The sequence below is a fragment of the Algorimicrobium bowmanii genome, assembly GCF_054031195.1.
In genome coordinates this window covers 841,919-854,202 of sequence record NZ_CM132929.1, presented here as the reverse complement: position 1 = coordinate 854,202, position 12,284 = coordinate 841,919, and the positions used below count along the sequence as shown (strand labels likewise).

General features: G+C 33.1%; 13 protein-coding genes. All 13 read right to left on the bottom strand.

Translation table 11 applies throughout. The annotated features are described in order from the left end of the window. Positions 1–67: 67 nt before the first annotated feature. On the bottom strand, positions 68–298 hold the full coding sequence (locus ACW5R3_RS03695; protein WP_456578280.1) for a hypothetical protein: 231 nt from the start codon (positions 296–298) through the stop codon (positions 68–70). Positions 299–310: 12 nt separating this feature from the next. Next, positions 311–634 (bottom strand): hypothetical protein, encoded by a 324-nt coding sequence (locus tag ACW5R3_RS03690; RefSeq protein ID WP_456578279.1) that lies wholly within the window; start codon positions 632–634, stop codon positions 311–313. A 44-nt stretch (positions 635–678) separates the two neighbouring features. Continuing rightward, the gene (locus ACW5R3_RS03685; RefSeq protein ID WP_456578278.1) at positions 679–2,214 is read right to left on the bottom strand and encodes a bifunctional GNAT family N-acetyltransferase/carbon-nitrogen hydrolase family protein; all 1,536 of its coding nucleotides are present in this window, start codon (positions 2,212–2,214) and stop codon (positions 679–681) included. Between the two features lie 2 nt (positions 2,215–2,216). After that, positions 2,217–3,191: a deoxyhypusine synthase family protein gene (locus ACW5R3_RS03680; RefSeq protein ID WP_456578850.1), complete on the bottom strand. Its 975-nt coding sequence runs from the start codon at positions 3,189–3,191 to the stop codon at positions 2,217–2,219. Next, positions 3,181–4,125, bottom strand: a complete 945-nt coding sequence (gene speB / locus ACW5R3_RS03675; RefSeq protein ID WP_456578277.1) for an agmatinase — start codon at positions 4,123–4,125, stop codon at positions 3,181–3,183. Before speB ends, ACW5R3_RS03680 begins: the two co-directional genes overlap by 11 nt. Then, positions 4,115–5,515, bottom strand: coding sequence for an arginine decarboxylase (locus tag ACW5R3_RS03670; protein ID WP_456578276.1), 1,401 nt, complete (start codon positions 5,513–5,515; stop codon positions 4,115–4,117). Before ACW5R3_RS03670 ends, speB begins: the two co-directional genes overlap by 11 nt. 339 nt (positions 5,516–5,854) lie before the next feature. Beyond that, positions 5,855–6,709, bottom strand: coding sequence for a pseudouridine synthase (locus ACW5R3_RS03665; protein ID WP_456578275.1), 855 nt, complete (start codon positions 6,707–6,709; stop codon positions 5,855–5,857). Between the two features lie 93 nt (positions 6,710–6,802). Further along, positions 6,803–7,708 carry a geranylgeranylglycerol-phosphate geranylgeranyltransferase gene (locus tag ACW5R3_RS03660; RefSeq protein ID WP_456578274.1) on the bottom strand — a complete coding sequence of 302 codons (906 nt, stop codon included), beginning with the start codon at positions 7,706–7,708 and terminating at the stop codon, positions 6,803–6,805. A gap of 12 nt (positions 7,709–7,720) precedes the next feature. Next, positions 7,721–8,650: a mevalonate kinase family protein gene (locus ACW5R3_RS03655; RefSeq protein WP_456578273.1), complete on the bottom strand. Its 930-nt coding sequence runs from the start codon at positions 8,648–8,650 to the stop codon at positions 7,721–7,723. 64 nt (positions 8,651–8,714) lie between these two features. Next, positions 8,715–9,800: a diphosphomevalonate/mevalonate 3,5-bisphosphate decarboxylase family protein gene (locus ACW5R3_RS03650; protein ID WP_456578272.1), complete on the bottom strand. Its 1,086-nt coding sequence runs from the start codon at positions 9,798–9,800 to the stop codon at positions 8,715–8,717. Between the two features lie 9 nt (positions 9,801–9,809). After that, entirely contained in the window at positions 9,810–10,280 is a 471-nt protein-coding gene (locus ACW5R3_RS03645) for a DUF1697 domain-containing protein (RefSeq protein ID WP_456578271.1), read from the bottom strand. Between the two features lie 69 nt (positions 10,281–10,349). Then, positions 10,350–11,567, bottom strand: coding sequence for an NAD(P)/FAD-dependent oxidoreductase (locus tag ACW5R3_RS03640; protein WP_456578270.1), 1,218 nt, complete (start codon positions 11,565–11,567; stop codon positions 10,350–10,352). Further along, positions 11,564–12,250, bottom strand: coding sequence for a glycerophosphodiester phosphodiesterase (locus ACW5R3_RS03635; RefSeq protein WP_456578269.1), 687 nt, complete (start codon positions 12,248–12,250; stop codon positions 11,564–11,566). Before ACW5R3_RS03635 ends, ACW5R3_RS03640 begins: the two co-directional genes overlap by 4 nt. Positions 12,251–12,284 lie beyond the last annotated feature (34 nt).

Here is a 12,284-nt window from a genome sequence, read left to right as displayed (position 1 = left end):
TATATGTTTCTTTTAGTCTGTAATACCACCCTAGAAATAAGGTGTATCAGGCCTCTACTAAAAGCTCTTAAACAAGCTTTAAACTCTCTACTCTATAAATAACTAAATCATCATCTGAAGGATCCGGAGCCTCTACAAACACGATCTTAAATTCCTGATCTACAAATGATTCATCAGTTTTTAAATCGAATTGATTTAAAACACGTGGATGTACTTCCTCAAAGGCCAATTCTTCACCATTATCAAACCAAAATGTATAATATCCATTTTCGTAAGATTTAAAAACAGCTGTTCTCATGTTACAAAAAAATTAATCTAGATCGTCTTCTTCTGTTAATTCAATATCAGGATCTTGAACCGCTTTTGGATCAGCACCATCAAAATCTTCATAATCATCTTCATCATAATTTTCCATGGTAACAGCTAGCTTAGTACTAACTTTCACTAAATACTTAGTATCAGCAGTAGTTACCTCAACAGCCTCTATGATTTCGTTCTTAGCGTTTCTGAAGGACACAACTTGATCTTCATCATAACCATCAGGATATTTTTCAACGAGCATAGCTAAAATTTCTGGCGTTAACTTCTTAAAGTCAACGATTACACGTTTTAAATTATCATTTCTTTTTTTCATTACTAGGGAATTGCAAATGTTTATACTTTAAAAAAATAAAGTTACTATTTATTGTTATTAATTCGGATAACATTATAAAAATCTTTTCGCCTGTCTTTGAGATTTTTAACCGCTCCATGTGCATGAAGTTCTCTCAACAAACTTAAATCAACGTCAGCTACAAGGATCATTTCGGTATTTGGTGTTGCTTCTGCCTTAATTCCATTGCTTGGAAATGAAAAATCGCAGGGTGTAAAAACGGCCGATTGTGCATACTGAATATCCATATTATTAACATTAGGTAAATTTCCTACACTACCTGAAATAGCCACATAACATTCATTTTCTACAGCTCTTGCTTGAGCGCATAATCGCACACGAGAATAACCGTTTTGTGTATCCGTTAAAAAAGGAATAAATAGAATATCCATACCTTCATCAGCTAACAAACGTGACAATTCGGGAAACTCAGAATCGTAACAAATCAAAACACCTATTTTCCCAGAATCGGTATCAAAGGTTTGCAGTTTATTTCCATTTTGCATTCCCCAAACTTTAGCTTCATCGGGGGTTACATGGATTTTCTCATAACGCTCTATACTACCATCTCTACGACATAAATATCCTACATTTAACAATTTATCGCCTACCAGTTCCGGCATGCTCCCCGATATAATATTGATGTTATATGAAATTGAAAATTCTTTTAATTTAGAAACTATTTGTTCTGTAAATCTAGCCAGTTCACGTATGGCATCGGGTTCATGCAAATGATTAAACTCAGCCATTAACGGCGCATTAAAAAATTCTGGCAATACCGCAAAATCTGACCGATAAGCCGCTACACTATCAATAAAATACTCAACTTGCTGAATTAATGCTTCAAAACTTTCATAGGTTCGCATTTGCCATTGTATAAGCCCTAACCGAACAACTGTTTTGACGGTATTAACTTTTTTATTTGGTTTGTGATAGTAAATATTATCCCATTCCATCAGCACAGCATATTCATTTGATGCAGTATCTCCCTCCAAATAGCCTTTTAAAATTCGTACAGGATGAAAATCATTAGATAGCTGAAAATTTAAAACAGGATCATGAATTTCTTTACGTTTAACTTTTTCAAAATACTGTTTTGGTGTTAAATTTTTATGCAAATGGTAGTTGGGCATACGACCGCCAAAAACAATTCCTTTTAAATTTAAGTTTTCACAAACTTCCTTCCTATAGTCGTACAGTCGCCTTCCTAAACGCAGTCCACGATATTCAGGTTTTATAAATACATCTATTCCATACAAAACGTCACCATTAATATTATGGTTCTTAAATGAATCGCCGGCAATAATATCCTCATAGGTATGCTCATCATCAATAGTATCAAAATCTACTATAATGGATAAGGCACAACCTGCAATTTCTCCATCAATTTTTATGACTACTTGCCCTTCAGGGAATTTACGAATCAAGTTAATAAGGTGCTGCTTTTTCCAGTAGGAACTTAAAACCCCTCCATAAGCCTCAAGTGTTGCCGATTTTAACTCTTTATAATCGGCAACCGAAAGGTACTTAAGTTCTATATTTTCTATTTTTTGAGAAGCCACAACTACATATCTAAGAGGTAAGCAAATACTAATGGAGCTACAATAGTCGCATCACTTTCAATGATAAATTTTGGTGTATCAATATCTAATTTACCCCATGTAATTTTCTCATTAGGAACCGCCCCAGAATATGAACCATAGCTTGTAGTTGAATCACTTATCTGGCAGAAATAACTCCAAAAAGGTGTTTCAGGAAGTTCCATATCCTGATACAACATTGGCACCACACAAATAGGAAAATCACCAGCAATACCGCCACCTATTTGGAAAAAACCTATACCATTATTTGAGTTTTCCGTATACCAATTAGCTAAAAAAGTCATGTATTCGATGCCCGATTTCATGGTATTTGCTTTTAACTCGCCTTTTATAACATAGCTAGCAAAAATATTTCCCATTGTACTATCTTCCCACCCTGGACAGATAATTGGTAAGTTTTTTTCTGCAGCAGCATACATCCATGAATCTTTTATATCTATCTCATAATAGGTTTCTAAAACACCCGAAAGCAATAGTTTGTACATATATTCATGTGGCAGATAACGCTCTCCTTTAGCTTCGGCATCTTGCCATATTTTAAAAATATGTTCTTGAATTCTGCGAAAAGCTTCCTCTTCAGGAATACAAGTATCTGTTACACGATTTAATCCTTTTTCAAGCAGATCCCATTCATCTTGCGGTGTTAAATCGCGATAATTAGGCACACGCTTATAGTGCGAATGTGCTACTAAATTCATGATATCTTCTTCTAAATTCGCACCCGTACAAGATATAATATGAACTTTATCTTGACGGATCATTTCTGCGAATATCTTACCTATTTCAGCAGTACTCATAGCACCTGCTAGAGACACAAGCATTTTTGCACCTTTTTCTAATTGAAATTCATACCCTTTGGCTGCATCTACTAATGCTGCAGCATTAAAATGTAAATAATACGTTTCTATGAATTGTGATATTGCTCCCTTAGTTGTCATCATTTTGTTTGGATTTAGGATATGTAATAGTATTATCTTTTGATTTATTAAAATCGTAATCAAAATCGTTGTCTGTCTCTTCCGTGTTTAAAAATTTATAGCTCAACATCTTATAATATAATTTTGCTGCTAAAAAATCGGAAGACCGATCTTGTTCATTAGGGCAGAGTTCAACTATATCAAATCCTACCACATTTTTTTCATTAAAAACTTGTCGTAAAAACTCTAGGGTTTCATACCACAATAAGCCGCCAGGCTCAGGTGTTCCTGTACTTGGTAATATTGAAGGATCAAAAGCATCCAAATCTATTGTAATAAAAACATTTTCTGTCATCTGATTTACTGCAGAATCCATCCAAGAATCATCAACAACCATATCATGGGCAAAATATGTTTTATCACGATCCATAACTGTCGTTTCTATAACATCCATACTACGAATACCAACCTGTATTAAATTAGTTGTTTGACTCGCTTCGTAAAGCGCACAAGCATGATTACACGTACTGCCTTGATACTCCTTACGTAAATCGGCATGGGCATCTAATTGTAAAACCGTTAAATTATCAAAACACTCATTAAAGGCTCTAATTGTACCTATTGAAATGGAGTGTTCACCACCAAAAGCCGTAACAAACTTGTTTCTTTTTATATATTTTTTGGTCACTTCATGAACCGCATCTACCATAGTTTCAGGCGATGTATTTTCAGATACTGCTGGAGCTAAAAATACGCCGTGTTTATAAACTTCTGATTCTGTTTCAATATCATAGAGTTCCATGTTTTCAGAAGCATTTAAAAATGCTTCAGGTCCTTTATCAGCTCCTTTTTGCCACGTACTAGTCCCATCATAAGGCACAGGAATCAGTACTACTTTAGAGCTCTCTAATTTGGAATAAACTTCAGCTATCCCTGCATATGTTCTATTTTTCATGATAACCTAAAATATTAAGTAAGTCTTCACTTTTTTGTTGTTCACTAAATAATTTGGTAACGGTATTACCATTACTATCTTTAGATATTAAAATATGTTTTGGCGCTGGAATTAAACAATGTTGAAGTCCACCAAAGCCTCCAATAGACTCTTGATACGCACCGGTATTAAAAAACCCAATATAAAGCGGTTTATCCTTATTATATTTTGGCAAATAAATAGCATTCATATGCTGCTCACTGTTATAATAATCGTCGCTATCGCAGGTTAACCCACCCAAAAGAACACGCTCATAAGTATCATGCCATCTATTTATTGGTAACATTACAAAACGCTTATTTATAGCCCAAGTATCTGGTAACGTGGTAATAAATGAGGAATTAATCATATTCCATTTTTCGCGATCATTTTGTTGCTTTTGATATAACACTTCGTAAATAGCACCACCACTTTCACCAACGGTAAAACTTCCAAATTCTGTAAAAATGTGAGGTACATCAACCCCTTCATCATTACAAGCGAGTTTTATTTGATTAATAATTTCATCAATCATATACTCGTAATCAAACTCAAAGGCTAGCGAGTTTTTTATAGGAAACCCACCACCTATATTTAAACTATCTAAGGATGGACATATTTTTTTTAAACTTGTATAGACTTTTAAACATTTAGCTAATTCATTCCAGTAATAGGCATTATCGCGTATACCAGTATTAATAAAAAAGTGCAACATTTTAAGTTTAACTTTATTATTGTTTTGAATTTGGTTTTTATAAAAAGGCACGATATTCTTATAGCCTATTCCTAAACGAGAGGTATAAAATTCGAATTTCGGTTCCTCTTCGGAAGCGATTCTTATACCAATATTGTATGTATCGTTTACTTCTTTGGATAGCAAATCTATTTCCTCGTAGTTATCTATAATTGGGATACAGTTTTTTTGCCCATTATTGATTAGTCTAGCTATATTAGTTACATATTGGGCACGTTTAAAACCATTACTAATTACATATGTATCGTTAGTAATTTTTCCTTCAGCTTTTAGATTTTCAACAATATCTATATCAAAAGCTGATGATGTTTCAATATGAATATTATTGCTAAGCGCCTCATCTAATACATGTTTAAAATGCGAACTTTTAGTACAATAACAATAGTTATAAGACCCTTTATAGTCATTATTTTTAATAGCTTTTGCAAACCATTTTTGGGCACGTTGAATGTTGTTAGATATTTGTGGTAAATAGGTGAATTTTAATGGTGTTCCATATTGCTCCACCAATTCCATAAGATTTACGTCATGAAATTCTAGGGTTTTATTTTCCAGCTTAAATTCTTTTTGTGGAAAATCAAACGTTTGACTTATTAAGTCAATATATTTTGTGTTCATTTATTTTTGAATGTTTAAAGTTTATAGCGAAATACTGAATAGGATATTCAGAAATATTACAGTGTTATAAACTACACATTCAAACTTGAATTTGTAAACGGGTTGTAGGAATAAAGCCAAACAGATGTTGGCTTAAAAAAGTAATTCTTACGGAAGTTAGCTCTAAAATTCGGTTACTTAATCTGTAAGCAGCTCTTGAAAATGACTTCCTGATAGTCAAAAGCCCGAAAATAAAAACAGTTTTCAATTTGTTCAGCTAAAAGCGCTGCAAATGAAATACATTTTTTTAAATTTTCGGGCTTTTTTTTTATTTTTTTTTAAATAAAATAAAACACTGTATTACAGCATCTTAAGCGTATTTATTTCTTGAATTGTTAAATGTTTCCAGTGTCCTCTAGGAATATCTTTCTTAGTTAGATGTCCGATTGCCACACAGTCAATTTTAATCAAATCGTAATTTAAATGCTCAAAAATTGTACGAATAACAGTGTTCCCTGTATTCTTAATTTTCAATCCAACTTGATTTTTGCTCTGACCTTCAATATAGCTTATCTCTTCAACAGAGATAAGTTTACCTTCAATTTTTAATCCTTCCTGAATACTTTTTAAGTCTTCAAACTTCAGGTTCTTATCTAATTCTACTTGAAACAGGCGTGCAACGCCATTCTTAGAGTTCGTGAACTTTTTAACAACATCATCATCATTAGTGAATAATATTAAACCTGTAGAGTTTCTTCCTAAACGTCCAATTGGCTTAATACGAGAATCGGTGGCATTAGCTACTAAATCCATAACTGTACGCCCTTTACCTTCGCTAGTAGTTGTAGCAAAACCTTTAGGCTTATTAAGTAATACATAGGCCTTTTTTTCCGGGTTTATACGTCTACCATCGTAACGAACATCATCTTCAAGTTTAACTTTATACCCCATTTCGGTAACAACTTTACCGTTAACGGTTACCAAACCTATTGCTATATGCTCATCAGCTTCACGACGCGAGCAAATTCCAGAATTAGCTATATATTTATTTAAACGCATCTCATTAGAATCGCTCTTTTTTGTGGCTGTATTTCCGTGATTCGCACCTGCATTTTTGGTTTTATTTGCCCCTCGTCCTGTTCCATTTCCTCTTTGTTCTTGAGGGCCTCTTCCTGCGGATTTATTTTTTCCGCCCTTTCCTTGCTGTCTGCTCATGTTTACTAAATTTTAGGCAAAGGTAATACATTAGTTGTCAATTATAATTAATTAGTTTTAGATAAGATTGGTAACCCCAAATTTATCAAAGGGTTAAAAAATTCTAGATAGCACTAAATTGACATCAATTAAAAGAATACTAAACACTCCGGTTAGCAGTATAAACTTTAAAATATTATGAAGAATAATATAATGCGGCTTAGTTTTAGAGAGCCAAAGCAGTAGAAGAAACACAATTAATAAAACTAAACAGGTATAAAAGAATAAATCCATATAACCTACTTCAAATTTAAACAGAAGTAAATAACCAGGTACTAGCGTTAAAACACATAAAAAGGTTAGAACAATTTTACTTGCTTTTTCACCATAAACGACTGGGATTGTGTGATAATTCTGAACCAAATCACCCTTCAAATTTTCTAGATCTTTTGTAAGCTCTCGAATGGAAATAATTAAAAACAGAAAGGAAGCATGAACAAAAATTACCGGCTCGAAATTCCCGTAATAAATAAATATAGCAAAAAACGGCGTGATGGTTAAAATTGCCGATGTTAGATTACCAATAATAGGCAATTTTTTAAGCTTGTGAGAATAAAACCAAATACCAAAAATATAAAGTGAAAAGAACAAAACTGCTCGAAAGGAAACGTAACTAGCCATAACAACGGCTAATATGTTTAAAACAAAATAAAAAGAAAGTTTTGTATTCTGACTTACTAACCTATCTAATTGCGATTTATGTGGTCTGTTTATTAAATCTTTTTCCGAATCGTAAAAGTTATTTATAATATAACCACCGGCAATTGTAGCTGAAGAAGCTAAAACAAGCATAAATAAATTTAAATCGAAAACAACATCATGTAGCGGCTTATCGTGCGCTAATATATATACAGCAGTTAAATACTGAGCAAGAATAATGATAAGAATATTGTAACCTCTTACAACAGAGAACAGACTAAAAAATTTTAGTAAAATATGTTTTTGCCTGCGGGAAAACATGATTATTTTTTTTTAGAAGTTGTAAACGACTTCTAATTTATAATCAGAAAGTGATTGTTTTGCTTTATCTAAATCTTCAGTAAAACCTAAGATATAACCTCCACCACCAGAACCACATAATTTTAAGTAGTACTCATTGGTTTCAATCCCTTTTTGCCATAACTCATGAAACTGCATAGGAATCATTGGTTTAAAATGATTTAAAACCACTTTAGATAGTTGTTTGGTATTTTTAAAAAGTGACTTAACATCTCCTTTTAGAAAATCATCAACACAGGCATCTGTATGTTTTATAAATTGATCTTTTAACATATTTCGGAAACCTTCTTGTTTCATATTTTCCATAAAAATACGAACCATCGGTGCTGTTTCGCCAACGACACCACTGTCCAATAAAAATACTGCACCTTTACCATCTGTTGTTTGAGATGGAATACCAGTAGCCTCAATATTATCTTTTGAATTGATAAGAATTGGAATACTTAAATAACTGTTTAATGGATCTAAACCTGAAGATTTTCCATGAAAAAACGATTCCATTTCAGCGAAAATTTGCTTCAATTGAATTAATTTTTCACGCGTTAAATTTTCTAAAACCGTAATTTTATTTTCCGCATACTGATCATATAATGCTGCTACCAATGCACCACTACTTCCTACACCATACCCTTGAGGTATTGAAGAATCAAAATACATTCCTGATGCTACATCTGCTTTTAATTTAGCAATATCAAAAGTTACCAATTCAGAATCTATTTTTTCTAAATAATCAGCAAAACGTTTTAGACTATTGTTAGATTTTATAGAAGAATCCGTTGGATTTTCAGCCACCTTTAAAGCCCCATTATAAAAATTATATGGTATAGATAAACCTTTGGAGTCTTTGATAATTCCATACTCTCCAAAGAGTAAAATTTTTGAGTAAAAAAGCGGTCCTTTCATAAAGTAACAATCAGTTATAAGTATTTGGTTAACAGTAACTGTTTAACAAATATACACAATAAAATTATAATTGGTTAGCACCGAAACCTATTTGGTCGCAAATAAATTGTTTATTCTCACAATAGGCAACTAGCTCGGAATTAATAAAGTTTAAAATTGGAGCGGCATCACGTTTAGGATATAATACGTGTACATTAGCCCCTGCATCTAAAGTAAAACTAATAGGTAAACCTGTTTTTAAGCGAAACTCCCAAATAGCATTAATAACTTTAAGCGTATTAGGTTTCATTAATATAAAATACGGCATGCTAGTCATCATCATAGCATGAAGTGTAAGGGCTTCACTTTCAACCAAAGCATTAAACGCATCTAAATCACCCGACTCTAAAATAGCTTTCATTTTCCCCAGGTTATCATGTGCTTGACTAAAACGGTTCTCAGCAAATGGGTGCCCATGCATTAAATTATGCCCAACCGTACTACTTACTTGTTTTTGCCCTTTATCAATAAGTAAAATTGTGTCTTGGTAATCTGTAAAAATATCATGAACTGGAAAGGTATATTTAGTTCCAAATAAGTTACTACTACCAGGTATTACTTTATTTTCTCCCCAAACAATCAAATTACCTTCAATACTTCGGCAGGCCGAACCAGAGCCTAACCTAGCCAAAAATGAAGCCTTTTGATTAAAATACACCTCATCAAAATTAGGGTTATCAGACAGAACTTTTTCTATGCTCATTAAACATAAAGCCAAAGCACTCATACCAGAAGCAGAAGATGCAATTCCCGAGCTATGCGGAAATGTATTTTTAGTCTCAATAGTAAAATGATAAGCCTTTAGAAATGGCACATAGGTAACAATACGCTCGAAAAATGTTTGAATTTTAGGCTTAAATGCTTCTTCCTTTTTGCCGTCTAAGAAAACATCAAAAGAAAATGTATCAAAATCTGCTTTAGGCTTATATGAAAGTGTTGTTACCGTTTTACAATTACTTAATGTAAAACTTATAGATGGATTTTCAGGAATTTGATTTTTACGCTTTCCCCAATATTTAATTAAAGCAATATTACTAGGAGACTCCCAGGCAACTTGGCCGCTTGATCGTGTTTCTGAAAGGTTTTCTGGAATAAAGTGTTGTTCTGTCATAGACTCATTTTATAGTGACAAAGATAATAACTTTAGCATAGTGTTATAATTTCTAGCTGTTGCAAATGTTTTTAATTTACCCTCAAAGAACTTTACATTGAATTTAACACGCCCAAAACCCTTTTCAGCATAAAAATAGATACAGTTATTTATAATATGATATGTTTCTTCTTCATACGTTTTTTCTGAAGCTTCAGCTACTAAATTCAAAGCAGGTGTATCATGCAACATGACAAAATATGCTGTTTTCATCTCCGTTTCTGAAAACGGACAAGCCTCAATAATTTGTTGTAATTCAAGATGTGTTTTAACTAAAACCAATACTTCGAATCCAAATTGATTAAGAATAGCTGTTTTTATTCGCTGTTCTATTTCTGCTGTTATACTCTCGGAACAATCAAAAATAACATTACCACTTTGTATATAAGTTGAAACATTTTCAAACCCTACCTCTGATAAAACGTGTCGTAATTCTGCCATGGGGATTTTTTTATGCCCGCCGACATTTATCCCTTTTAAAAGTGCTATGTATTTTTGCATAGACAAGGATTAAAAAGCTATAGATTTTGAAGCAATATAGCCACTTGTCCAGGCATTTTGAAAGTTAAACCCTCCTGTAACAGCATCTATATTTAAGACCTCTCCTGCAAAATAAAGATTTTGATGAAGGCGACTCTCAAAAGTTTTAAAATTAACCTCTTTCAAATCAACACCTCCTGCTGTAACAAATTCATCTTTAAACGTGCTTTTTCCTGTAACATGAAAAACAGCCGCTGTTAGTTGACTCGCTAAACTTTCTAATTGATGCTTATTCAAATCCGCCCACCTTTCTGTTTCTGTTATATTTGATGCTAACACCAATTTTTGCCATAAACGTTTTGGTAAATCTAACTGTGCAGACTTATATACCGATTTTTTAGCAAAATCTTGCTTAAACGTCTTTAATGCTTGGAGGGCATTTTCTAATGGTTGCTTGATAAAATTTATTTCAACCTGAAAATTATAGTCTTGTTTAGCAAGTTCTAAAGCGCCAAAAGCAGACAATTTTAAAATAGCTGGGGCACTCATCCCAACATGAGTAATTAGCAAAGGCCCTTCGGAATATAAATCCGTTCCTAAAACTGAAATACTAACATCTGTAGCTACTACTCCAGGAATATCCTGAATACGTGAGTCTTTTATATCGAAAGTAAATAAGGATGGTACTGGCCTCACAACTTTATGACCTATACGCTCTAAAAGTTTCCAAAACTTCACACTACTACCTGTTGCGATTAATAATTTATGCGACTGATAATTGTTGTCTTTAGTTGAAACATTAAAACCATAAGAAGATTCCTGAACCTCAATATTAGTTACATTCTGACTATATCTAATATTGATATTATGTTTTTTCGTTTCATTAAGAAAACAATCTATTATTGTTTGTGAGGAGTTGGAAACAGGAAACATACGTCCATCGTCTTCAATTTTTAATTCCACGCCTCGTTCTTCAAACCAAGCAATCGTATCGCCCGTCATAAACTGATGAAACGGACCTAATAATTCCTTTTCACCACGAGGGTAATTTTGAGTAAGTTCGGAAGGCATAAATTCCGCATGGGTTACATTACAGCGCCCACCGCCAGAAATCTTAACTTTCTGCAAGCCTTCTTTTGCTTTCTCTAAAATGGTTATTGAGAGTTCAGGGTTTTGCTCTGCTATATTTATTGCGGCAAAGAAACCTGCTGCACCACCTCCTATAATTAGTATATCTTGTTGTATCATATTTTATCAGGAACATCTGAAATTATACCATTCACCTTATAATTTTTCATTCGTAAAATGGTATCTGTATCATTAACAGTCCACGTATTCACCTCATAGCCGAGACTTTGGGCTAGTGAAACATTATCAGCGGTTAACAATGCAAAGTTAGGGTGAATTATTTTAGCATTTATGGTTTTCGCAAAATCGATAGCCTCGGAAACACTAGCTTTTGTTAATACAGCTAGAGGAATATTTTTAGATGTTTGAAATACAGTTTCCAAAGCAGTATGTTGGAAACTAGAAACAATAAAATCAGCACATTCCCAACCATGATTAACGACGTAATTATCAATTACCTGGCAGGTTTTTAATGCCGTATCTTTTCCTTTCAACTCAATATTTAAAACACATTTTTTATCTATTAAATTTAAAACGGATTCTAAAGTTGGTATTTTATATCCACCGTTAACGGTAAGGTCTTGTAATTCTTTGAGGGTTTGTTTACTCACTTCACCAGAACCATCGGTCATTCTATCTAAAGTAAAATCATGAAAAACAACTAATTCACCTGAAGCACAAACATGTACATCTATTTCAATACCATAAACCTGAAATGCCATTGCTTTCTCAATGGATTCCAAGGTGTTTTCTGCGATGTAACCTTTAGCTCCACGATGCCCATATACTCGGGTTTTAACCATAAGAATAGTCGTTTTTTTGTTTCACATTATGTTC

What these genes read in the sequence shown, in the direction of transcription:
- ACW5R3_RS03695 (WP_456578280.1), bottom strand. Translation starts at nt 298, where the DNA reads ATGAGAACAGCTGTTTTTAAATCTTACGAAAATGGATATTATACATTT.
- ACW5R3_RS03690 (WP_456578279.1), bottom strand. Translation starts at nt 634, where the DNA reads ATGAAAAAAAGAAATGATAATTTAAAACGTGTAATCGTTGACTTTAAG.
- ACW5R3_RS03680 (WP_456578850.1), bottom strand. Translation starts at nt 3,191, where the DNA reads ATGACAACTAAGGGAGCAATATCACAATTCATAGAAACGTATTATTTA.
- speB (WP_456578277.1), bottom strand. Translation starts at nt 4,125, where the DNA reads ATGAAAAATAGAACATATGCAGGGATAGCTGAAGTTTATTCCAAATTA.
- ACW5R3_RS03670 (WP_456578276.1), bottom strand. Translation starts at nt 5,515, where the DNA reads ATGAACACAAAATATATTGACTTAATAAGTCAAACGTTTGATTTTCCA.
- ACW5R3_RS03665 (WP_456578275.1), bottom strand. Translation starts at nt 6,709, where the DNA reads ATGAGCAGACAGCAAGGAAAGGGCGGAAAAAATAAATCCGCAGGAAGA.
- ACW5R3_RS03660 (WP_456578274.1), bottom strand. Translation starts at nt 7,708, where the DNA reads ATGTTTTCCCGCAGGCAAAAACATATTTTACTAAAATTTTTTAGTCTG.
- ACW5R3_RS03655 (WP_456578273.1), bottom strand. Translation starts at nt 8,650, where the DNA reads ATGAAAGGACCGCTTTTTTACTCAAAAATTTTACTCTTTGGAGAGTAT.
- ACW5R3_RS03650 (WP_456578272.1), bottom strand. Translation starts at nt 9,800, where the DNA reads ATGACAGAACAACACTTTATTCCAGAAAACCTTTCAGAAACACGATCA.
- ACW5R3_RS03645 (WP_456578271.1), bottom strand. Translation starts at nt 10,280, where the DNA reads ATGGCAGAATTACGACACGTTTTATCAGAGGTAGGGTTTGAAAATGTT.
- ACW5R3_RS03640 (WP_456578270.1), bottom strand. Translation starts at nt 11,567, where the DNA reads ATGATACAACAAGATATACTAATTATAGGAGGTGGTGCAGCAGGTTTC.
- ACW5R3_RS03635 (WP_456578269.1), bottom strand. Translation starts at nt 12,250, where the DNA reads ATGGTTAAAACCCGAGTATATGGGCATCGTGGAGCTAAAGGTTACATC.